Genomic DNA, 22,554 nt, shown 5'->3' with positions numbered 1-22,554 from the left:
CACGAAAAATGAGGATAAGAAATCTTCTAGTTACTGGAGGTTGTGGATTCATAGGAAGTAATTTCATACGATATCTTCTAGAAAACGCCTCTTTCGAAGGACGTATTATAAATGTGGATAAACTTACATACGCCGGGAATCCCGAGAATCTCTCTGACATTGAGAAAAAATTCCCGGAACAGTACACCTTCATAAGGGCAGACATATGTGACGAAAGTAAGATGCGGGAGGTTTTTATAAAAAACAACATCGACGCTGTGTGTCACTTTGCTGCGGAATCCCATGTTGATCGTTCTATAAGAAATCCCGGTGGGTTCATTCAAAGCAATATCGTGGGAACATACAACCTGTTGGAACTTTCCCGTCAGAGAGGAGATAGTTTTAAACTATTTCATCATGTCAGTACTGACGAGGTTTACGGCAGTCTCGGTCCTCAGGGCCGTTTTACAGAGGATTCACCTTATCGCCCCAACAGTCCCTATGCTGCATCAAAGGCAGCAGCAGATCATCTAGTTCGAGCTTACCACCGTACATTTGGTTTACCTGTGACAATTTCCAACTGCTCTAACAATTATGGTCCCTATCAATTTCCAGAGAAACTTATACCCCTCATGATCCTGAACGCTCTAGAGAATAAACCTCTACCCATTTATGGGGACGGGAAGAACGTAAGGGACTGGCTTTACGTCACTGACCACTGTGAGGCCATATGGCTCATCATGTTGAGAGGCAAACGGGGAGAGACCTACAACATAGGTGGCAATGCAGAGATGGAAAATATCACCATTGTAGAAACGATATGCGATCTGATAGATGAATACGTACCACCCGTCAGTGGCCTTCATAGAAAGTCTCTTATCACATTTGTTAAAGACCGTCCCGGTCACGATCGACGATATGCCATAGATTTCAGCAAGCTTCACAATGAACTAGGATGGAGTCCCCGGGAATCATTCGCTACAGGTATTAGGAAAACTGTGAACTGGTATCTGCAAAACATAGAATGGGCAAATCGTGTGAGAAGCGGTGAGTACCAACGTTGGATTGAAGAGCATTACGGTGTTAAGATGCAAAAATAAGAACTCCATCACAGCCCCTCAGCTATACACCTTACTTTCGCCTGCAAATTCAAAAGATAAGGTCTTTCTTCCTGCATCACTGCACCCGTTCCTATGAAATCTTCCTCGTATATCTTTCTCACCACTGCCTCCTGGTTTCCCCCATTAGCCTTAAGTGCCCTCTCAATTCTATCACGAAAACGCTTTGTGGCTTCTATAGATCGGGGTATGTATTCACGAGCATCTTCCCCAGTAAGAACAAAATAATGGCTCATCATAATTATTTCTAGATCCAACTGGGCAAGCCTTTCCAAGGAAGCAAGATAGTTCTTATAGCTTGTCAAGAATTCAGGTTGAATCGAATAGTTTTTATCAAAAACACCAATTGCCTCACCAGTGACCAAGGCCTTAAATGGCAAAATGTAATAAGACATTGAATCTCTCGTGTGTCCCGGCGTGGCAATTACCAAAATCTCCACACCACCACCTAAGTAAATGGTCATACCATCTTCCAAAGTGATATCTACATCCACCTCAGAAAAAGATACATTTTCATCACCGATAAAATCCCTGTATTTCACTTCAAACTCAGACGAAAGCGACCTTATCAGATCAACAGCACTCTTCTTTCTCAATGTGCTTGCCACAAGCGAATGGGCCGCTACTTTCATACGGGGAATCTTTCTTTTGAGAAAAGGAGTTGTACCTGCATGATCAAAATGGGAATGTGTGAGTATGTTGTACAACAATCGCCTTTCATCACCAAGGAGTTTTCTCAAATCATTGATGTACGTGGGACCCATAAAAGTAATACCACCATCAAACAGAGTCGGTTCTTTGCCAACGATAAGATAAGCTGGTAGATCTGGAATTCCTATAGCATACAAACCTGGGACTATTTCGCCTTTGCTTTCCCGTATCATCTCTACTCCTTCACATAGACAAAAAGTTCACAACGCACATTGGTTAATCCATATCAGGTTTCTTTTCAACAGCAAAAGATTTATGAGAAACTATTTCACGTGCCAAAGCAAGAAAATCCCTTGCACCCCTACTTTTCGGGGCATACAAAAAAATGGACTGGCCATAACCTGCAGCCTCCGCGATCTTAACGTTCTCCCTAATCAAAGTTGAGAAAACCATCCCTCCAAACCGACGGTTGAGGCTTTCCACCATTTTTCTATCTAACTTTTTGCGACCATCGTACCTATTACCAATAATTCCGCCGATTTTCAGGTCACCATTGTGCCTCCTCTTAACCTCTTCCACAAAAGCAAACAGTCTACCCAGGCTTTTCAAGGCCATAAATTCCACCTGGATGGGGACCAGAAGATCACTAGCAGCAACCAGGGCGTTTACCGTCAAGACATTCCAAGCAGGCGGGCAATCTATAAGTACAAAATCAAAGCCAGTTATTCCAGAGATCCTCTCTCGAAGGATAACCTCATCTTCCGGAGCACTCCTACTTAAAAACCCATCAAAAAAATGATCAGATGACGATGGAATAACCCATACCCCCTCCTTCAATACTAAAATCTCTCGCCAGGGGACACTTCCTTCGAGAAAATGAAGGATTGAGCATTTCATTTGCAGAGATGAAATACCCAAAGCATAAGCCAGGTGCGCCTGTGGATCCATATCTATAAGCAATACCTTCTTGCCTAAAATACCCAAAGCAACACCGATATTAACAGTACATGTAGTCTTTCCCACACCTCCTTTAAGATTCCATACGGCTAAAACCTTCTTATTTCCTACCATAAAATTTTACCCCGTAATGGCGATCGTTAACTCCGGGATATGGTTTCTAAAATCCTATTGATACACCTTTCGGCATACGTTATAAAAACACCATGGCTATAGAAAAAAGCTTCTACCCGCGTTTTCGCTATCAGGGGACTGCACTCATTGCAGACCCTATCTATTCATACATCGTATTTACAATACCCTCACCAGAAAAAAAAGATGAAAAAACAGAGCAGGACATCATAGACTCACCATGGCTACAGCGGTTGAGGCGTATATACCAGTTGCAGAGTGCTCGCTGGGTTTATCCCTCCGCAGAACATACCAGATTTCAGCACTCTCTGGGTACTATGCACCTTGCCGGCGAATTTACAAAAGTTCTCTATCCCAGTTTGAAAGAGATTCACCCCGACTCACCATCGGCAAACTATGTTGAAGAACTCATGCGAATTTCTGGACTACTCCACGATGTGGGACACGGACCATACGGGCACTTCTTCGACGAGCAGTTCCTCTCTCAGTACAAGTTAACCCACGAAGACATAGGTCAGGAAATAATCAAGAAGAAACTGGGATTCACAATTAAAGCAATAAGACGTAGCCCTTCGGGATACTTCGATGAAGATGAAACATTAAACCCTGAACACGTGGCATTTCTAATCAAAAAAGAAACAGAAACGGAAGATAAATACAATGCCCCCCCGTGGTTGAAGAAACTAAGACAGTTATTTTCGGGTATATACACCGTAGACAATCTAGACTACGTACAGCGTGACGCATACATGACAGGTTTCTCTTTAGACATGGTTGATATCGACCGTTTGAAATACTACTCGTTTTACACAGACGAAGGCTTAACACTCCACCAAGCAGGACTGTCAGCACTGAGGCGATTTCTTAACGCCCGTTTGAGTCTCTACACAAACGTATATTTTCACAGAACAACGAGGGCTATTGACCTTCATCTCAAGGAAATATTCAGGGACACCATGAACATTATCTTCCCTTATCACCCCATAAAACATCTTGGAAAATATCTGCATTTGGATGAATGGAAACTTTTTTCAACAGTTACGAACTGGTATGATGAAACAGATCAAAAAAAAAGAAAACTAGGTAGAGAATGGGCTAAACTTTATAACCGCAAAGTCAAATGGAAAATGTCCTATTATACAGACATTTCTCTAGATGAGCTTCAAAGAGGAACACGAATGGCAGAAGCAGCTGAGTACGAACAATTGCTACGCCACTACCTTCCCATGCACCTGAAAAGAATACCCCTTGTCATAGATATGGTCACTCAAGACCCCCGGCCAGTAAACCCAATGGCTCATTCAGGTAAAATAAACGTATTCGATCCCAGCACAGGAAAGATATCCCGTGAGCCTTTAATCGAGATGTTTAAATCTATTCCTGCACGCATAATTCACCTTAGAATCTTCTCACTGAACCACAACCATGATGTAGAAATCGCTAAAGCAGCCGAACGGGTTCTCAAAACACATCCTGACACCTCGAATACAAACGTTTAAATTTTCCCTTTCAACATCGAAAAAACAGTCAAATACCTTTTCACAGTAGCAACCTTGACACACCTTGTACGGATAAATATATTAGCGCCGGCTTAGAAAAAAGAGAGCTTCGAAGTGGAAGACTTAATAGTTAGGATATTCAAAGAAAGTAATCACTTAAAAGAGGTATTTGTCAACGAGAACCTCCTGAAAATAGTGGAAGTAGTGGAGGTTGTAACAAATGCACTTAAAGCGGGAAACAAAATCCTGCTTTTCGGTAACGGAGGTAGTGCAGCGGATGCTCAGCATCTTGCGGCAGAATTTATAAATCGCTTTTTAATAGAGAGGCCTCCTCTTCCCGCGATAGCTCTCAGTACAGATACTTCTGTACTTACTAGTATCAGTAATGATTACGACTTCTCAGAAATATTCAGTAAACAGATCAGGGCCCTAGGAAACCCGGGTGACATAGCATGGGGTATTAGTACCAGCGGAAGGTCAAAAAACGTGGTGAATGGACTCAGACAGGCAGCAAAAATGGGACTTATAACAATTGGCCTAACAGGTGGTGATGGAGGGGATGTCAAGGATATAGTGGATTATCATCTAAATGTGCCATCATCACTTGCGCCACGTGTCCAGGAAGTACACATAACCGTTGGTCATGTCATATGTCAGTTGGTGGACATGAAGCTCTTCCAGATGCCGGACATTAAATAAAAAACACACTAACCTATTGGGGAAAAGCAATGGAGAAAAAAGAAATAGTAGAAAAAAAGGAAATATCTTCACAGGATACAACCTTTGAAGAAAAGGTATCATCATTACCTGAAGTTAAACCGTATGAAGGGGAAGAACTTCAGGAGAAGCTAAAACAAAAAGAAAAAGAGGCGGCGGAGAACTATGACAAATACCTCCGTGCACTGGCAGATTTGGAAAATTACAAAAAAAGATCTGCTAGGGAGAAAGCAGAGGTAATAAAATTCGGTCAGGAAAATCTGATACGGGATATGTTACCAGTTCTGGATAGCCTCGACAGAGCGATAGAACAATCGGAAAAAACAGAAAACTTCGCAGCTTTCAAAGAAGGCCTCAAGATGGTCAGATCTCAAATGATGTCATGTTTAGCGAAGTACGGCGTGGAACCTATCGATTGTTTGAACTGCTATTTCGATCCTAATTACCACGAAGCTCTCGCTCAGGTTGAAAGCGAACATCATGAAGAAAATGAGATTGTCGAAGAATACCAGAAAGGGTACCTTTTGAATGGGAGGTTGTTACGACCTGCTAAGGTTGCAATATGCAAAAAACGCAGTTCGAATAATGGCGCCTGCGAAGAAGAAAAAGCTTAAAAAACTCAAGGAGGATGAAAACAATGGGTAAAAAGATAATAGGAATAGACCTGGGCACCACGAACTCCTGTGTAGCGATAATGGAAGGGGGAGACCCTGTTGTTATACCAAATCAGGAGGGAAGCAGAACAACACCGTCCATGGTGGCCTTCACCGACAGCGGTGAGCGCCTTGTAGGACAAGCTGCCAAGAGACAAGCCATAACTAACCCTGAAAATACCATCTTCGCCGTTAAAAGGCTTATCGGAAGAAAGTATAACTCAAAGGAAGTGCAATACGACAAAAAAATTCTGCCCTACAAAATCGTTGAAGCACCAAACGGTGACGCTCATGTAATGGTAAAGGGAAGAAATTACAGCCCAGCTGAAATATCTTCAATGATACTTACTAAAATGAAACAGACAGCAGAAGATTATCTCGGTCAAAAGGTAATAGATGCAGTAATTACAGTACCCGCCTATTTTGACGATGCCCAGAGACAAGCAACAAAAGATGCAGGACGTATCGCGGGTCTTAATGTGGTAAGAATCATAAACGAACCTACCGCCGCAGCACTAGCATACGGCCTTGATAAAAAGAAAGACGAAAAGATAGCAGTATTCGATCTCGGTGGCGGAACATTTGACATATCCATACTGGAACTCGGAGATGGTGTTTTCGAGGTAAAAGCAACAAATGGTGATACCCACTTGGGTGGAGAAGACTTCGACCAAAGAATCATCGATTACCTTGCAAATGAGTTTAAGAAGGACTACGGGATAGATTTACGCAACGATCGTATGGCCTTGCAGGTCTGAAAGAGGCCGCAGAAAAAGCAAAGATAGAATTATCAACAGCGTTGGAAACGGAGATTAACCTTCCTTTCATAACCGCAGATGCATCTGGTCCAAAGCATCTGAATATGAAACTGACACGGGCAAAGCTGGAGGCCCTTGTGGAGGATTTAATAGAGAAACTGGAACCTCCATGCCGCACGGCACTCAAAGATGCAGGTCTCACTCCCAAGGATATTGACGAAGTGATCCTTGTGGGAGGCATGACAAGGATGCCCCGCGTTCAGCAAAAGGTTAAAGAGATATTTGGGAAGGAACCCCATAAAGGGGTGAACCCTGACGAGGTCGTTGCAATCGGTGCGGCGATCCAGGGCGGAATCTTGGCGGGAGACGTCAAAGATGTACTCCTTCTGGACGTGACCCCCCTATCCCTAGGTATTGAAACACTTGGTGGTGTCTTTACAAAACTCATAGAAAAAAATACCACCATACCCACAAGGAAGAGTCAGATATTCACCACCGCTGCGGACAATCAGACTGCCGTCACCATTCACGTCCTCCAAGGTGAACGTCCCATGGCAGCCGACAACCGATCTCTGGGACGCTTTGAACTCATCGGTATACCACCGGCCCCCAGGGGTATACCGCAGATAGAGGTGACATTTGATATTGATGCCAACGGTATAGTCCACGTATCAGCCAAGGATCTAGGGACTGGAAAGGAGCAAAGCATAAGGATCACAGCTTCCAGCGGTTTAACTGAAGAGGAAATCCAGAGATTAATCAAAGAGGCAGAGATGCACGCAGAAGAAGATAGACGAAAGAAAGAATTGGTTGAGGCTCGCAATCAGGCAGATGCCCTTGTGTACAGTGTGGAGAAAAACATAAGAGAATTCGGCGATAAAATAGATGCCTCAGAGAAAGCACGCATAGAAGCGGCAATTGAAAAGGTCAAAAAGGCTATGGCAGGGAATGATATCCACGCTATAAAAGCAGCTCAGGAAGAACTCACCACCGCATCCCATCGTCTGGCAGAAGCTATGTACGCACGGACAACTGCTCAACAGTCAGGTGCAGGAACCAGTAAGACCGACACTTACGCGGGGGGAAAGAAAGACGATGATGTGGTTGACGCTGATTTTGAAGAGGTAAAGTAAAATCTGAGTAAAACAATAAAACTTAGCACCTGGGGGATCAATATCCTTCCGGGTGTTTTATTGCACGAACTACAAAACAAGGAGCGGAGTTAGCACGTATGAGATATTTGCTTACAAACGACGACGGCATATATGCAAGGGGTTTAGCAGTTCTTCATGAGGAACTATCCAAAGACGCAGAATGTCTCATCGTAGCTCCAGAAGTGGAACAGAGTGCTGTTGGACATGCCATTACCATCACAAGACCACTTATGGTTCGTCCCGCCAAAAAAAACGGCTACTTTTATGGCTATGCCGTGGCGGGAACTCCAGCTGACTGCGTTAAAATAGGCGTTAGAGAACTTGCGGGTGGTCCTGTAGACCTCGTTGTATCCGGTATAAACAGAGGTGCGAACGTGGGCATAAATGTTCTTTACTCTGGAACGGTTTCCGCAGCAACCGAAAGCGCAATACTCGGCATACCATCACTCGCAGTATCCCTCGACTCATACAAGGATGCCGACTATAGTTTTGCTGCAAGATTTGCAAGAAAAATGGCCGCTTTTATCGTTCAGAATCCCATTCCTGGTGTGGTTCTCAACGTGAACATCCCGAATCTACCCCCTGAACAGATAAAAGGTGTAATAGTCGTGAAACAAGGTTATACAAGGATAAAAGAGAGCTACGATAAAAGAATCGATCCAAGGGAAAATACCTACTACTGGCTTATGGGTGAAACGAAAATAGACAACAACGATGATCCAGAGACGGATATAGTGGCTCTAAGTAATGGATACATTACGGTTACACCCCTCAAATTTGATATGACCTGTCACGATCTGTTGGGTGATCTTTCTTCAAAACTATCGAGACTTCTTTAATTCTCATCTAGAGTTATCCATTGCGAGTTTAATTGAGGATGCGAATTTACAAACCTTTTCCACCAAATCTTCTCTCGAAACACTATCCATCAGCTTGACAAATGCACTGCCAACGACAACACCATCGGCAAAAGACGCAATTTCCGCAGCCTGCTCAGGAGTTGAGATACCAAATCCAACTACCACAGGGAGAGGGGAAAATGACTTAATCTCAAGGACTCTTTCCTTAACCTCTTCCACAAAAGGTCGGCCCGTACCCGTTACCCCGGTTAGAGTTATGTAATAAATGAAACCTGATCCCTCTTTTACAATGAGTCTCATCCTTTTACTGCTCGTTGTCGGCGCAACCAGAGGTATAAAATCAAGTCCAGCCTTGTCCGTATAACACCTGAGCTCACAAGCCTCCTCAGGGGGCAAATCAACGACAAGTATACCGTCAATTCCACTTTCAGCTGCAACTCTCGCAAATCTTTCCGCACCAAAAACAAAGATCGGATTGTAGTAACTAAACAAAACTAGGGGTATAGCAACACGATTTCTGAATCTCTTTATCATTTCCAAAATGGACGGAAGAGTCGTTCCGGATCGAAGAGCCTTTTGAGACGACCCTTGGATAATGGGTCCATCCGCTGTTGGATCTGAAAAAGGAACACCAATTTCTACAACGTCTACTCCTGCATCAGCAAGCGCAGGTATCACGGCTTCAGTTATCTCTAAGTCAGGGTGACCTGCAGTTATATAAGCAATTAGAGCCTTTTCACCTTTCCCCTTTAATGTGGCGAAACGAGTATCAATCCTTCCCATTTTGCATCATCTCCACAACTATACCCGTATCCTTATCCCCTCTGCCAGAAAGATTGACAACAACGATACGATCCCTTCCCATTTCTGAAGCCAGTTTCATAGCATATGCGAGAGCATGGGCACTTTCCAACGCAGGGATTATTCCCTCCAAACGTGACAAAGTAAAGAAGGCCTCCAATGCTTCACCGTCTTTAACAGCCACGTAACTTGCCCTTCCCTGTTCCCTCAGGTAGCTATGTTCTGGACCCACTCCTGGATAATCCAACCCGGCAGCAATGGAATGGGCATCCTTGATCTGCCCATATTCATCCTGAAGTAGGTACGTTTTGTTACCGTGGAGAACCCCCAAATTTCCTGCAGTCACAGATGCGGCGTGTTTTCCTGTTTCTATACCCTTACCCGCCGCTTCTACACCCACGAGGGCTACATCATCCTCAAGGAAAGGATAAAAAAGACCCATAGCATTGCTACCACCACCCACACACGCCACAAGCACATCCGGCAACTTCCCCTCTTTTTTCAGGATCTGACGTTTCGTCTCCCTGCCAATCACACTTTGAAAATCCCTGACCATCATGGGATAGGGATGGGGACCTGCAGTGGAGCCAATTATATAGAACGTATCCCGCACATTTGTGACCCACGCTCTCATAGCTTCATTCATAGCATCTTTCAAAGTCGCAGTGCCAGAATCTACAGCAATCACCTCTGCACCCAAAATCCGCATCCTGTGCACATTTGGAGCCTGTCTACGCATATCTTCCCTTCCCATATAGATCTTACATTCCATGCCGAAAAGAGCAGCAGCAGTGGCCGTTGCCACTCCATGTTGCCCTGCTCCAGTTTCAGCAATTATCTTAGATTTCCCCATCCTTTTTGCGAGCAGGGCCTGACCTATGGTGTTATTTATCTTGTGGGAACCTGTATGGTTCAGATCCTCTCTTTTGAGATAAATCTTTGCTCCCCCAATGCGTTCCGTCAAACGCCCTGCGTAATATAGGGGTGTTTCCCTCCCTGCGTAATCACGCAAATAGTCATCCAACTCCCTTCGAAATTCTCTATTCACGCGGAACTTCTTATACTCTTCTTCAAGCTCGAGCAAAGCAGACATGAGCGTCTCTGCTACGTAACGCCCACCAAAGGTACCAAAATGACCTCTTTTATCCGGTAAGCGATATCGCTTCATAACCTATCTCCTTGCAGATCTCCCTTACCTTCAAGACAAAATCCACCATTAAAAACGAATCCTTTACTCCTGGGGAACTTTCAATACCGCTATTTACATCCACTGCAAAAGGTAAAACCTTACGGATAGCATCCGCTACATTCCCGGAGTTCAAACCACCCGAGAGAACTAAACGGTAGCGGGCTCCCACAAACTTTGCCAGGTCCCAATCCGCCGTTAACCCCGTCCCCCCATAGAGATGTTCAGTACGATTATCTATCATAACCACCTCTAAATCGTACTTCTCTATAAGATAAAGATCATCCTTCGATCGCAGTGTAAATACCTTTATCACCTTATCTTTTGGAAAAAAACGGCAATAATCGGGTGATTCATCACCATGGAGCTGAATAAAATCTAAACCACAGTAATCCATTATCTCCTTTACCCTAAAGGGATCCTCATTAACAAACACACCAACAAACGCAGGACGAAAAAGAGGTCTCTCTTCCATCTTCAACGCGCCTGGAAGGAAATTCTGACAATGAGGATAAAGCTCACGAACCAGTTTTATTATCTCACTTGCTGCTTCTGGTTCGACATTACGGGGACTCTCAAGATAGAATATAAATCCCAGGGCGTGTATCCCCAAACTAGCAGCCAAAAGCGCGTCATGTTTTCTTGTAATACCGCACACCTTGATCTTGACACCCATCCTATTGTCAACGCAGTGCATCTATAAAACTCCTCAATTTCGAAGAAATATCCGGAGCTCTCATCAGTGCTTCACCGATGAGAAAATTCTTGACCCCTATTGCCAGAAGACTCTCTATATCATCTCTATCCTCGATTCCGCTTTCACTTATGATACACCTCCCCGGCGGAATTAGAGGTGCCAGTCTAAAAGTGGTGTTCAAATCCGTTTTAAAGGTAGTAAGATCCCGGTTGTTTATCCCAATGATCCTCGCACCGTTTTTTAAAGCTCTATGTAGTCCTCTTTCATTGTGAATCTCCACCACGGCGGATAAACCCAACTCATCAGCAAGTTGAATGTAATCACTAAGCTGTTCGTCATCCAAAATATCAACAATTAGCAGCAAGGCACCCGCACCAAGAAAACGTGTCTCATACAACTGGTACTCATCGATGATAAAGTCTTTTCTAAGTAAAGGTACACTTACACTGTTTCGCACAGAAGTGATGTAATCATCACTTCCTCTAAAAAAATGCCGTTCAGTTATCACAGAAATCGCAGCAGCACCACACGCTTCATATAATTCAGCAATACGGACCACATCCACATTTTCTCTCAGCGTTCCCACCGATGGCGAACGTAACTTTATCTCTGCAATTATGGCTACAGGTTTTTCCTCAAGTACCCTTTCAAATGGGAAGTTTCTGATCCTATTTTGCCCACACCCGCTAATAACTTCCTTTATAGGCCTCCTCCTCTTCGCCTCCTCGACATCTTCCCGTTTTTTAGCCAGAATGTTTGCAATCATATTACCTTCTCAGGAATTGCTCACATCTATAAGTTCCCGAAGTTTCCTAAGAGCAGATCCATCATCTATACGTTCTTCCGCAATCTTAATCCCCTCTTCAAGAGTACTCGCCCTTCCTGCCGCTACAATAGCTAACCCTGCGTTAAGAATCACTATCTTCCGCTTTGCCCCATCCTCCCCGGCGAGTATAGATTTTGTTATTTCTGCATTCGTATAAGCATCGCCACCGCGGAGTTCTTCCAAACTGTAATACTCCCCAAAATAACGAATAGGATCAATGTTATATGTTGTAACGACACCTTCCCTCAACTCCGAAACCCTCGTTTCCCCTGTGACAGTGGCCTCATCCAACCCATCAGAACCATGGACAACGAAAGCCCTCTTAACCCCAAGGTTCCTGAGTACATGGGCAAACATCTCTGTCAATTCTGGTGCATATACTCCCACGAGCTGAGCTGTTGCCGATGCAGGATTCGTAAGAGGGCCCAGCATGTTAAATATGGTCCTAAAACCCATTTCTCTTCGGGGACCGAGGGCATACTTCATTGCCCCATGCAATCGAGGTGCAAAAAGAAAACCTATACCTACCTGTTGAATGCACTCTTCCACAACATCAGGCGTCGCTTCAATGTTCACACCCAGTGCCTCCAAAAGATCGGCACTGCCACACCCACTGGAAACAGCTCTATTCCCGTGTTTGGCCACCGTTATGCCTGCAGCGGCCACGACGAAAGCTGCCGTTGTTGAGATATTAAAAGTCCCCCGGTTGTCACCGCCTGTTCCACACGTATCCACAACAACCGACGAACGAGCATCAATACGCAAAGCCTTTCTTCGCATCACTCGTGCAGCTCCACTCACCTCCTTAACGGTTTCCCCTTTCATCCTCAAAGCTGTGAGTAAAGATGCAATTTGTGCATCCGTCGCTTTGCCCTCCATTATTTCTGTCATAACCAACTCCATTTCTTCCTCCGCCAGATCCTGGCGATTTACAAGCTTAACAAGCGCTTCTTTTATCATAGACACCCCCTTATCTCCCTCGTTCATCCACAAGATCCAAAAAATTTCTGATAATCCTCTTACCCTGTGGTGTAAGGACACTTTCCGGATGAAACTGTACCCCTTCGACAAGATAATCCCTGTGCCTTACAGCCATAACTTCTCCCTCTTCAGTTTCGGCACTTATCTTCAGACAGGAAGGTACACTCTCTTTTCTGACAATCAAGGAATGGTAACGCCCCGCTATAAAAGGATTAGGCAAACCCTTAAAAATAGTTTGTCCGTCGTGCTTGATTAAGGATGTCTTTCCATGCATCAATGATGACGCTCTTGTAATTTCTGAGCCGAATGCATAACACAAAGACTGATGCCCAAGACACACCCCGAGAATGGGTATCAATTTGTAGAATTTACAGATAACGGGAACAGTAATCCCCGCTTGTTCGGGTGTACCCGGCCCTGGTGAAATTATTATCGCCCCCGGGTTCAAGCATTCCACCTCTTCCAATGTAATTTCATCGTTTCTCCTTACTAAACAATCCTTACCAAGCTGGCCTACATATTGAAGTAGATTGTAAGTAAATGAATCATAGTTATCTATAATGAGAATCACTTTACATCCCCCCTCTGCAGAGTAACTAAGTCAAGACCACTGGCCGCCATCTGGACCGCTGTGATCATGCCCGCCGCCTTGTTCATTGTCTCCTCGAACTCTCCAACCGGATCGGAATCCGCAACTATACCCGCACCTGCCTGCACACATATTTGATTACCACTCATAAGGATCGTGCGAATGGTGATGGCAAAATCCATCCCACCGTTGAATGAAAAGTAACCCACCGCACCACCATAAGGACCCCTACCTACAGGCTCCAGTTCATCTATAATTTCCATTGCCCTTATCTTCGGAGCACCTGTCAGGGTTCCCGCAGGAAACACAGATTTGAAAACATCAAAGGCATCATTCCCATCATCAAGTTCTGCCACCACAGTTGATACGAGGTGCATGACATGAGAGTACCTTTCCACGTTCATAAAAGAAGTAACCTGGACACTACCCAACCTGGCAATTCGCCCTAGATCATTTCGAGCCAGATCAACGAGCATTACATGTTCAGCTTTCTCCTTCATATCCTTAAGAAGTTCGTCAGCCAATTTGCGATCTTCTTGCTCCGTTTTTCCTCTTGGCCTGGTCCCCGCTATGGGGCGGAGCTCTACGTTGTAGCCCTCGAGACGTACGAGCACCTCAGGTGATGAACCAATTATATATCTGTCACCGAACCTGAGGAAAAATAGGTAAGGTGAAGGGTTTATAAAACGAAGGGCTCTATACAGGTTCACCGGCGACAACTCACATACAGCGGTGAACTTCTGAGCAAGTACCACCTGAATTATATCGCCATTTACTAGATTCATTTTTGCTCTTTCCACCATCGATTTAAATTCTTCTGGTTCCATATTGGACTTAAACTCTGGTTTGTATTCAGCAACCGGAACGGTACAGAAACCTGAGATCCCTTCATCTCTCAATCTGCGGACTACTTTATCAATCTTCTGCACACACGTTTCATAAAGTGACTTCAAATCACCACCATCCACATACGCCAGTGCGACAACCTTCAACGTATGTTTAACATGGTCAAACACAACAAGCGTGTCGGTTATCATAAAGGCGGCGTAATCCCATCCATCACCTGCCCTTTTGATTTTACTCAACCTGCTTTCAAAAAAACGAATCGCCTCATAGGAAATGTAACCCACTGCGCCACCACAAAATCGCGGGAGTTCCCCAACACTCACAACTTTTAATTTTTTGAAAAATTTCCGCAGAAAGCCAAACGGGTCTCCGTTATGCTTGTGGACCTTTTCTTCACCGTACTCTCTGATCCTTACCTCTTCATCACCAACCGTAACAACCATCCGGGGATCGAAACCCAAAAAAGAGTATCTTCCCCACTTCTCTCCACCCTCAACACTTTCCAAAAGGAACACCGGATCATTTTGTGAGAACTTAAAAAGAACAGTGACAGGAGTTTCTGTATCCGCCAATACTTCCCTGTAGACAGGTATGATATTGCCCCTCCTAGAGAGTTCCACAAATTCTGCAAATGATGGTTCAATCATCTATAAACCTCACTCAATTCCAAATTTAAAGGCCGTGCTCCTAAGCACGGCCTTTCAAATTCATAAAAAACTGCCGCGGAGCACCTCCCCTTGGGGTCCCCACGGCAATTTATTTTCTTAACTTTTTAGCTGTGGGGTGCCCCTATTTTTCGGAGCACCACCACCAGCTTGATTCTCTTTGTATTAATTCTACACATTTCATATTATTCTAAATATACTAAAATTTGCCCGCTATGTCAATCTCTTTTATGAGTGTGTTCATCAGTTCTAAAGTTGCATCAAGATAAAGCGCCCCAATGGACTCCACGTACTCATTGTGAGTGATAATGTCTCTATATAATTCGGGGTGTTCGTCTATCCTCTTTAAGAGCTCCCATTTCTGACGAAAAGAAGGAGTAGAATAACGCTCTAATTCTTCCTCGGACAAACCCGACTCCCTGACAACTTTACCAAAAATCATTGTATTCAGATGGTTAATTGCCTGAATTACAGCCATAACTCGATCGTGGTGATCTGGGGTTGTCACTGTCACCCGTGCTCCTGCTTCCACAAACGTACGGCAGATCCATTCCATACCCGATTGGCCTCTTCCCGGACATACCACCACATTTTCTCCCGCTATTGACTCAACAGCTGGCCCAAAAAGAGGATGAACACCGACTACCTCACAGGTAGAACTCTCCAGCATTGCCTCTACCGACCTCTTCTTCAGTGAGGCAACATCTACGAGCAACCTGTCATCGGGGAGACGAGGTCCTAATTCCCTTATCACATCGCATGTTACTGAAATAGGCACAGCAACAATTATCACTTGGCACAACTCGGCCAATGTACTAGAATCAGCGGGCGTATTCCGACCCGAGACGTAAACACAGAAACCCCTTTCACGAAAAAAATCAGCCAACCAACGTCCCATGCCACGGGTGCCGCCTACTACTCCAATGGTCGCATTATCAAAACCCAAACCCATCGTATAAATCTACTCCACCAATCCCAGAGCCTTCTGTCGTAAAAGATGATCAGCCAAAACGATACATACCATAGCCTCACATACAGGGAGAATCCTTGGCAGTACACAAACATCATGACGTCCTTCGATCTTGATCTTTACCGGTCTCCCTTCTATATCCACCGTCTTTTGCTCAAGTCTAATGGAAGGAATAGGTTTACAAGCAACCCTGATAACTATGTCCTGCCCTGTACTTATGCCCGCCAGGATACCACCTGCATGGTTAGAACAAAATCCCCCAGATTCCATAGCATCGTTACACTCCGAACCCCTCATAAAAGCAGCCTTGAATCCCGCACCAATTTCGACACCCTTAACAGTCCCTATACTCATCAATGCCGCCGCAAGGTCTGCGTCTAGCTTATTAAACACCGGTTCCCCAAGCCCAGGTGGACATCCCCTAACACGTATCTCTGCCACACCTCCAACGGTATCCCCCTGATTGCGGCATTTTTCCAAAACATCAAGCATTGCTTCAGCCGCCTTCTCGTCAGGGCAGCGTAGAACATTACCCCTTGCGACCTCAGGACAGAATTCTCTTGCCACTACCCCACCCAAAGAGATCGTGTACGAATGAACTTCAATACCCGCTAAACCTATTACTTTCCTAGCAATAGCACCAGCAGCAACACGGGCTACCGTTTCCCTACCAGACGCTCTTCCTCCACCGCGGTAGTCACGCACTCCGTACTTCTTCCAGTACGTATAATCTCCATGTCCCGGGCGGAAGATGCGAGACATAGTCTCATATGGGGTAACATCGGTGTCTACGTTCCTTATGATCATGGCAATAGGGGTTCCAGTTGTCATTCCCTGAAAGACACCGGAGAGAATCTCAACGGTGTCAGATTCTCTCCGTGGCGAAGTTCCATCTCCGGTTCCCGGCTTTCGCCTTTCCAGTTCCTCCTGAATCTCGTCACGGGAAATGGGAATTCTCGGAGGACACCCGTCTACAACAACACCCAAGGCAGTCCCATGGGATTCACCCCACGTGGTTACTTTGAACAGCTGTCCAATCGTGTTACCCGCCACTTCTCCCGCTCCCAGATTATTTCATCAACGACACGTTCCAATTCCTTCCCTCTCGTATCTATTTTCGCATCCATTATTGATCTGTAAACACCCTCACGTATACTCAATACTTGCTGTGTCTCTCCGTAAACGTCATCTCCAGTGAGTGAAGGACGTGTAGATGACGTTTTCTTATCTTTAATCATACGACTGACAATTGTATTGACATCGGCATACAACCACACAAAGAAACCTTTTCCTCTTAGCGCATCAACATTTTCCTCATCCATAACTGATCCACCTCCCAAAGCCACCACCCCAGGACCTTGCACCTTTGCTAGATATTTCACAACTTCCTTCTCCAAAGTCCTAAAATAAGGCCAACCCCACCTGGACACTATATCACAAATCGAGCATCCAGCTCTTTCTACCACCAATTCATCACTATCAAAAAAAGATACATCAAGCTTCTCTGCCAATTTTCTACCCACACTTGTCTTCCCTGTGCATCGGTATCCTATCAAAAATATTTTTTCCATTACCCCTCAAGAAGAATCCAAAAACTGGGAAAGGACTTATCCACACAGCGAGGATTTCTGATGGACACTCCTTTCACGACCTTTCCCAAAACGGCAAAACTCATAGCAATACGATGATCGTTATACGTTTCCACTTCTGTACCACGTGGATTACCACCATTTATCACCATACCATCAGGCCTCTCTATGACCTCAACTCCCATCTTCGATAATTCTCTCGCCAGTGCCGCTATCCGGTCGCTCTCCTTTATGCGCAAATGAGGCACGTTCTTTATCACAGTCCTACCCGGACGAACAGCGGCAATAACAGCCAAAGTGGGAACGAGGTCAGGCATATCACCCATATCGAACTCAAGCTGACCTGTGGGCATTTTCCCCCCTTTGACTTCAACCCAATTTTCTCCATTTTGGATTTCACAACCGAGGTTCTCGAGAATCCTTAGAAATCCTATATCACCCTGAACCGAATTGCTTGAAATGCTCTCAACCCTAATTTTTTTCTGGCACAGGGGAGCAAGAGCCAGAAAATACGAGGCACTAGTAGCATCACCTTCAACCGCCCACTCCCTTGCCTTATAGCATTGTCCTCCAGGCACCTTTATCCTATTGGATCTCACTTCCACATCCACACCGAAAGCCCGCATGACCTCCGCTGTCATGTGAATGTACGGTAGGGATAAAAGTTTGCCTTCCAATACGATTTCCAAACCTTTCCCTGTAAAAACACCACTTATCATCAATGACGAAACAAATTGACTACTCTCCATATCTTGCAGTCGGAACTTTCCACCTTGTAACCGAAACGGATGAACATCTAAGGGAATACAACCATCTTTTTTGTGATATTCAATACGCGCACCCATCTTTACCAAAATCTCCCCAAGGGGACCAACGGGCCTCTCCTGAAGGCGCGGATCTCCCGTAAAACGGTATACACCTTTCCCCAAGGCGGCGATACTAAGAAGAAAACGAAGTGCCGTCCCATTATTCCCGAGATAAATTTGTCGATCTGTAGATTTCAGCTTACCACCTGTCCCTTTAACCAAAACACCTTCTTCACTCACACTAAAATCCGCCCCAAAACGAGCAAGAGACTCCATCAACAGCCTCGTATCCTCAGAGAGCAGGGCATTCCTTATGAGAGAATTGCCCTCAGCGAGCGATGCTATAACAAAAGCCCTTTGTGTTAAACTCTTAGATCCTGGAACTCTCACAGTCCTTTCCCGCTTATGCTCCGGAGCTATAAATCTAATTTCCATTAAATCTTCTCCCCACAACTAGAAGCTAGATCATTCAACGCCAACCGGACTACCTGTTCCATAACCTTCAAAGGAGGGTTCATACCAGTCCACATCCTGAACTGTTCCGCCCCCTGATGCACAAACATGGACACACCATCTATCGTTTCGATGCCCAGCGCAGAGGCCTCTCTTAGAAGTTTGGTCTCAATAGGTTTATAGACCATATCCATCACCCAGTTAAAACGTGCAAGTACCTCCCTTTCAACCACCATATGAGAGGTAAATGGTGTCATACCTACAGGGGTTGCGTTTATCATACCATCGGCCTTCAGATCTCCAATCTCACCTAAAGGACAGTACTGGCAACCAAAATGGCGGGCTACTGCCTCCCCTTGTTCCTTTCTGCGACTCACAACCACAGGAATACCTCCATTCTGAATGACAGCGTACACCGCCGCACGAGCAGCTCCTCCTGCACCAACAACTACTACCACATTTCCCTTAACGTTTTTTCTACTCCCAACAGCCTCTCTAACCCCAATCCAATCTGTATTGTAACCACTTATTTTATTTCCCGAAATAACTAAGGTATTCACCGCTCCAACCACTTCTGCATGTCGATCCACATGATCGCAGTATTTCAAAACCTTCTCCTTCAATGGCATGGTCACACTTGCTCCTATAATATCAAGCTTCCTGATGATCTCCATGCACCTCTCGGCATCCGAAACTGTGTAAGCCTCATAAGACGCATTAACACCCAAAGCCTGAAAAGCGGCTAAGTGCATCAGAGGAGACAAACTATGAGATACAGGGTCTCCAAAAACTCCGTATTTTGCCGAACTCTTATTCACGTCCTACCATTTCGAGGATTTTAATCATTTCTGTCAAACTTAATTGACCCGTACCTGTAGAATATTCCCCATCCAGATAAACGTAATTCAGGTGGCCCCCAAGGAGAATGGCCATAACCCTACTTATCACACCCGCCTTACCCATAGCGTAGGCGATTATCTCTTCGCCCGCTTCATGGGCCCACGTAATGAGATTAAGGACACGTAGACTATCTGCAACAGAATGGGCGTTTGTTACAATTTTTACCACATCAGCCCCCAGTGAACGACACATGGAATATATATTCTTCATCTCGTTGAGTGGTGGTGTGCCCGAAAGATCATGATGGGATATGATCAATCTTGTCCTGTTACCCTCACGATCTATCAGTTCCCTTAAGCCATCAATGTGCTTATGATCCGAGCCCAATTCCACATCTACATAATCGGCCCCAGATATTACAGCTTCCTTAAGAGACTCAATTCTCTCCTCCTCCGTTCCATCAAAGTACCCCCCATCTTCCCTACGCCTATTTGTCACAACCAGATAACCGGTACAGAACTTTCTTAATAGTTCAAGATTGGGAAATTTAAGCCTATCGATCCGCAACTCTACAGCTTTTGCAACTCCGGATGCACGTATGATCAGATCCTTTGCCTCTTCTTCTGTTTCAGGTAATATGGAAACACAGATCATACAACCCCCTTATCCTGCATATACGATCCTAAAACTTTAAGTAGTGTTGTCCTTCTCTTAACCTCATCTAAACATCTTCTGACCTTCTGATCATCCACATGTCCCTCCAGATCGATAAAGAACCTGTATTCCCATATATGTTCTCTGCTAGGATGGGATTCAATACGCAAAAGATTAATCGCCTCCTGAGCAAAGGGCTCGAGCGCCCGGTACAGTGCTCCTGGAACATGAGGTGTAGCAATGATGATGGACGTTTTGTCAATACCTGTAGGTGCTGTTTCTCCTCTGCCAAGAACCACAAATCGAGTAATATTATGGGGGTAGTCCTCAATGCCTCTTTCAAGAATAGGAATACCGTAAATTTCTGAAGCTAGATAACTTCCTATGGCTGCCGAACCCTCATCAACCCCTGCCTTACGAGCAGCATCTGCCGTGCTATCCACACCCACCCAGGTAGTGTGGGGAAGGTTCCTTGACAACCACTCGCGGCACTGGCCAAGTGCCTGAGGGTGAGAATAAACCCTCTTTATGTCTCTAAGTGATTTTTCATTAGACAAAAGATAGTGAGATATCCTAAGACAAATCTCGGCCCTAATACTGAGGGTGGTCACTACTAAACGATCTAATGTCTGTGTCACAGAACCTTCAAGAGAATTCTCGAGGGGCACAAGTCCGTAATCTACCTTCTCTTTCTCCACCTCGTCGAAAACATTTCCGATATTCGGTGTGAAACACACCTCCACACTACTTCCGAACACCTTTCTCAAAGCTATATGACTGAAGGAACCAGCCGGTCCCAAACATGCAACGGTGAGAGGCTTCTGCAATTTTCGAGAGGTGGAAAGTATTTCCCTGTAAATAGCTCTTAGGTCTTCATCGCTCATTGGGCCATGGTTTACGTTGCTTATATGATTCAACACCTTCATTTCTTGAACAGGGTCGAAAATATCTACATTTTTAATTTCCTTCAGTTTGCCAATCTGTACCGCAAGACGTGCCCGCTCATTAAGCAAACTAACTATTTTTTCATCAACTTCCCGTATGGCTAACCGAATCCTTTCTAATGTAATCTCCATCAGCTCATATTCCCCTCTATTACCTGCCGTAGAGTTTCCATAGGAACACCTCCATTTATAAAAGGCATACCCAGTTTTTTAAGAAGTACAAAATTTATCTTCTCACCTTCCTTCTTTTTGTCCCTCTTTACCTTTTCCATCAATCCCTCAACACTTATATAACTGGGGATCTGCATAGGAAGGTTAAGCTTACCAAAGATCTCACCGACCCTTATGCGGGATTCAGACGAGAGGTAACCCAAAGCTTCCGACAAACAAGTAGCCACCCACATCCCTATGGACACCGCTCTCCCATGCGAAATTGAAAATTGCGATTCCACCTCAATTGCATGTCCCACTGTATGACCGAAGTTCAAAACCCTCCTAATACTTAGCTCCTTCTCGTCAATCTCTACGATTCCCTTTTTTATCTTGCAACAACGGGCTACAGTCTCTACAAGTATCGACTCGTTTCTTCTCAATTCAGTAAAATTTTCCTCCAACAGATCGAGCAACGAGGGGTCTTCTATAATACCGTACTTGACAATCTCCGCAATTCCGTTTTGAAACTCACAATCAGGCAATGTCTTCAGTAAAGAAACATCGATGAACACCGCCGTCGGTTGATAAAATGTTCCCAGAATGTTCTTTCCAGTTTCATCGTTAACTCCCGTTTTTCCTCCAATGGCACTGTCTACCTGAGCCATCAATGTCGTAGGAATCTGGATGTAACTTACACCCCTCATGTATATGGAGGCGAGAAATCCCGTAATATCTCCCACAACCCCACCCCCTAGGGCAACAAGTGCGGTTTTCCGATCCGCTTCTAAGTCCGCAAGCTGTTCCGCCAATTTCAAACATGTAAGCATAGTTTTAGAACACTCACCCTGGGGAATAGTGAGAACATCACATTGAATCCCCACTGCCCGGAAATGATCAAGAACAGTCGAACCATGGATCTCTAAAACATTCTCGTCAGTTATGATGACATATCTGTTACCCCACCCACTCCTGGATATAATAAAAGCCACCCGGTCAAGAATATGAGCACCAATTATTATCTCATGGGAATCAGCTGTGCGGCTTGATAGATTTACCCTAATGCGGTTCATCTAGAA

At 44.8% G+C, this 22,554-nt stretch carries 22 protein-coding genes and 1 pseudogene; 6 read left to right on the top strand and 17 right to left on the bottom strand.

The window, feature by feature from the left end; all coding sequences use genetic code 11:
- The first annotated feature begins 8 nt into the window (after positions 1-8).
- On the top strand, positions 9-1,079 hold the full coding sequence (gene rfbB / locus N2317_03315) for a dTDP-glucose 4,6-dehydratase (GenBank protein ID MCX7816530.1): 1,071 nt from the start codon (positions 9-11) through the stop codon (positions 1,077-1,079).
- An 8-nt stretch (positions 1,080-1,087) separates the two neighbouring features.
- On the opposite strand, the gene N2317_03310 is transcribed toward rfbB, so the two are convergent.
- Positions 1,088-1,981 carry an MBL fold metallo-hydrolase gene (locus N2317_03310; protein MCX7816529.1) on the bottom strand — a complete coding sequence of 298 codons (894 nt, stop codon included), beginning with the start codon at positions 1,979-1,981 and terminating at the stop codon, positions 1,088-1,090.
- Between the two features lie 43 nt (positions 1,982-2,024).
- Complete coding sequence (locus tag N2317_03305; protein ID MCX7816528.1) at positions 2,025-2,819, bottom strand: ParA family protein; 795 nt, start codon at positions 2,817-2,819, stop codon at positions 2,025-2,027.
- 92 nt (positions 2,820-2,911) lie between these two features.
- On the opposite strand from N2317_03305, the gene N2317_03300 reads away from it, so the two are divergent.
- From N2317_03300 to surE, 5 genes and pseudogenes are all read left to right on the top strand, one after another.
- Positions 2,912-4,336, top strand: a complete 1,425-nt coding sequence (locus N2317_03300) for an HD domain-containing protein (protein MCX7816527.1) — start codon at positions 2,912-2,914, stop codon at positions 4,334-4,336.
- Between the two features lie 114 nt (positions 4,337-4,450).
- A complete protein-coding gene (locus N2317_03295) occupies positions 4,451-5,035 on the top strand; it encodes a D-sedoheptulose 7-phosphate isomerase (GenBank protein ID MCX7816526.1) in 585 nt (194 codons plus the stop codon).
- Between the two features lie 29 nt (positions 5,036-5,064).
- A complete protein-coding gene (gene grpE, locus N2317_03290) occupies positions 5,065-5,667 on the top strand; it encodes a nucleotide exchange factor GrpE (GenBank protein MCX7816525.1) in 603 nt (200 codons plus the stop codon).
- 23 nt (positions 5,668-5,690) lie between these two features.
- Positions 5,691-7,597, top strand: a pseudogene (gene dnaK, locus N2317_03285) (molecular chaperone DnaK).
- A gap of 98 nt (positions 7,598-7,695) precedes the next feature.
- A complete protein-coding gene (gene surE, locus N2317_03280; protein MCX7816524.1) occupies positions 7,696-8,457 on the top strand; it encodes a 5'/3'-nucleotidase SurE in 762 nt (253 codons plus the stop codon).
- Positions 8,458-8,460: 3 nt separating this feature from the next.
- Here surE and trpA read toward each other — a convergent pair whose 3' ends face one another.
- From trpA to aroB, 15 genes are all read right to left on the bottom strand, one after another.
- Complete coding sequence (gene trpA, locus N2317_03275) at positions 8,461-9,261, bottom strand: tryptophan synthase subunit alpha (GenBank protein ID MCX7816523.1); 801 nt, start codon at positions 9,259-9,261, stop codon at positions 8,461-8,463.
- On the bottom strand, positions 9,248-10,447 hold the full coding sequence (trpB, locus tag N2317_03270; protein ID MCX7816522.1) for a tryptophan synthase subunit beta: 1,200 nt from the start codon (positions 10,445-10,447) through the stop codon (positions 9,248-9,250). The genes trpA and trpB overlap by 14 nt, the downstream gene beginning before the upstream one ends.
- Positions 10,422-11,162: a phosphoribosylanthranilate isomerase gene (locus N2317_03265; GenBank protein MCX7816521.1), complete on the bottom strand. Its 741-nt coding sequence runs from the start codon at positions 11,160-11,162 to the stop codon at positions 10,422-10,424. Before N2317_03265 ends, trpB begins: the two co-directional genes overlap by 26 nt.
- A complete protein-coding gene (gene trpC / locus N2317_03260; protein ID MCX7816520.1) occupies positions 11,149-11,928 on the bottom strand; it encodes an indole-3-glycerol phosphate synthase TrpC in 780 nt (259 codons plus the stop codon). The genes N2317_03265 and trpC overlap by 14 nt, the downstream gene beginning before the upstream one ends.
- A gap of 9 nt (positions 11,929-11,937) precedes the next feature.
- Positions 11,938-12,948, bottom strand: a complete 1,011-nt coding sequence (gene trpD / locus N2317_03255; protein MCX7816519.1) for an anthranilate phosphoribosyltransferase — start codon at positions 12,946-12,948, stop codon at positions 11,938-11,940.
- 10 nt (positions 12,949-12,958) lie between these two features.
- Positions 12,959-13,540 (bottom strand): aminodeoxychorismate/anthranilate synthase component II, encoded by a 582-nt coding sequence (locus N2317_03250; protein ID MCX7816518.1) that lies wholly within the window; start codon positions 13,538-13,540, stop codon positions 12,959-12,961.
- Positions 13,537-15,051 carry an anthranilate synthase component I gene (gene trpE, locus N2317_03245; GenBank protein ID MCX7816517.1) on the bottom strand — a complete coding sequence of 505 codons (1,515 nt, stop codon included), beginning with the start codon at positions 15,049-15,051 and terminating at the stop codon, positions 13,537-13,539. Before trpE ends, N2317_03250 begins: the two co-directional genes overlap by 4 nt.
- 217 nt (positions 15,052-15,268) lie before the next feature.
- Positions 15,269-16,021, bottom strand: a complete 753-nt coding sequence (locus N2317_03240; GenBank protein MCX7816516.1) for a prephenate dehydrogenase/arogenate dehydrogenase family protein — start codon at positions 16,019-16,021, stop codon at positions 15,269-15,271.
- A 9-nt stretch (positions 16,022-16,030) separates the two neighbouring features.
- Positions 16,031-17,092 carry a chorismate synthase gene (aroC, locus tag N2317_03235; GenBank protein ID MCX7816515.1) on the bottom strand — a complete coding sequence of 354 codons (1,062 nt, stop codon included), beginning with the start codon at positions 17,090-17,092 and terminating at the stop codon, positions 16,031-16,033.
- Positions 17,056-17,610: a shikimate kinase gene (locus tag N2317_03230; protein ID MCX7816514.1), complete on the bottom strand. Its 555-nt coding sequence runs from the start codon at positions 17,608-17,610 to the stop codon at positions 17,056-17,058. The genes aroC and N2317_03230 overlap by 37 nt, the downstream gene beginning before the upstream one ends.
- Positions 17,610-18,869 carry a 3-phosphoshikimate 1-carboxyvinyltransferase gene (gene aroA / locus N2317_03225; GenBank protein ID MCX7816513.1) on the bottom strand — a complete coding sequence of 420 codons (1,260 nt, stop codon included), beginning with the start codon at positions 18,867-18,869 and terminating at the stop codon, positions 17,610-17,612. The genes N2317_03230 and aroA overlap by 1 nt, the downstream gene beginning before the upstream one ends.
- Entirely contained in the window at positions 18,869-19,705 is an 837-nt protein-coding gene (locus N2317_03220) for a shikimate dehydrogenase (protein MCX7816512.1), read from the bottom strand. The genes aroA and N2317_03220 overlap by 1 nt, the downstream gene beginning before the upstream one ends.
- The gene (gene aroD / locus N2317_03215; protein ID MCX7816511.1) at positions 19,698-20,381 is read right to left on the bottom strand and encodes a type I 3-dehydroquinate dehydratase; all 684 of its coding nucleotides are present in this window, start codon (positions 20,379-20,381) and stop codon (positions 19,698-19,700) included. Before aroD ends, N2317_03220 begins: the two co-directional genes overlap by 8 nt.
- Entirely contained in the window at positions 20,378-21,457 is a 1,080-nt protein-coding gene (gene pheA, locus N2317_03210; GenBank protein ID MCX7816510.1) for a prephenate dehydratase, read from the bottom strand. Before pheA ends, aroD begins: the two co-directional genes overlap by 4 nt.
- Complete coding sequence (gene aroB / locus N2317_03205; GenBank protein ID MCX7816509.1) at positions 21,457-22,548, bottom strand: 3-dehydroquinate synthase; 1,092 nt, start codon at positions 22,546-22,548, stop codon at positions 21,457-21,459. Before aroB ends, pheA begins: the two co-directional genes overlap by 1 nt.
- Positions 22,549-22,554: the final 6 nt, after the last annotated feature.

The sequence above is a fragment of the Syntrophales bacterium genome (assembly GCA_026417625.1).
Classification (GTDB): Bacteria; Desulfobacterota; Syntrophia; order Syntrophales; family UBA8958; genus JAOACW01.
The sequence above is the reverse complement of the archived record's forward strand: the minus strand, read 5'-3'. Positions and strand labels throughout refer to the sequence as shown.

Coding starts and splice junctions, on each gene's coding strand:
- grpE (MCX7816525.1), top strand. CDS start 5,065: ATGGAGAAAAAAGAAATAGTAGAAAAAAAGGAAATATCTTCACAGGAT.
- aroA (MCX7816513.1), bottom strand. CDS start 18,869: ATGGAAATTAGATTTATAGCTCCGGAGCATAAGCGGGAAAGGACTGTG.
- aroB (MCX7816509.1), bottom strand. CDS start 22,548: ATGAACCGCATTAGGGTAAATCTATCAAGCCGCACAGCTGATTCCCAT.
- surE (MCX7816524.1), top strand. CDS start 7,696: ATGAGATATTTGCTTACAAACGACGACGGCATATATGCAAGGGGTTTA.
- N2317_03230 (MCX7816514.1), bottom strand. CDS start 17,610: ATGGAAAAAATATTTTTGATAGGATACCGATGCACAGGGAAGACAAGT.
- N2317_03305 (MCX7816528.1), bottom strand. CDS start 2,819: ATGGTAGGAAATAAGAAGGTTTTAGCCGTATGGAATCTTAAAGGAGGT.
- N2317_03310 (MCX7816529.1), bottom strand. CDS start 1,981: ATGATACGGGAAAGCAAAGGCGAAATAGTCCCAGGTTTGTATGCTATA.
- trpD (MCX7816519.1), bottom strand. CDS start 12,948: ATGATAAAAGAAGCGCTTGTTAAGCTTGTAAATCGCCAGGATCTGGCG.
- trpA (MCX7816523.1), bottom strand. CDS start 9,261: ATGGGAAGGATTGATACTCGTTTCGCCACATTAAAGGGGAAAGGTGAA.
- N2317_03265 (MCX7816521.1), bottom strand. CDS start 11,162: ATGCACTGCGTTGACAATAGGATGGGTGTCAAGATCAAGGTGTGCGGT.
- trpB (MCX7816522.1), bottom strand. CDS start 10,447: ATGAAGCGATATCGCTTACCGGATAAAAGAGGTCATTTTGGTACCTTT.
- N2317_03240 (MCX7816516.1), bottom strand. CDS start 16,021: ATGGGTTTGGGTTTTGATAATGCGACCATTGGAGTAGTAGGCGGCACC.
- trpE (MCX7816517.1), bottom strand. CDS start 15,051: ATGATTGAACCATCATTTGCAGAATTTGTGGAACTCTCTAGGAGGGGC.
- pheA (MCX7816510.1), bottom strand. CDS start 21,457: ATGGAGATTACATTAGAAAGGATTCGGTTAGCCATACGGGAAGTTGAT.
- rfbB (MCX7816530.1), top strand. CDS start 9: ATGAGGATAAGAAATCTTCTAGTTACTGGAGGTTGTGGATTCATAGGA.
- aroD (MCX7816511.1), bottom strand. CDS start 20,381: ATGATCTGTGTTTCCATATTACCTGAAACAGAAGAAGAGGCAAAGGAT.
- N2317_03300 (MCX7816527.1), top strand. CDS start 2,912: ATGGCTATAGAAAAAAGCTTCTACCCGCGTTTTCGCTATCAGGGGACT.
- trpC (MCX7816520.1), bottom strand. CDS start 11,928: ATGATTGCAAACATTCTGGCTAAAAAACGGGAAGATGTCGAGGAGGCG.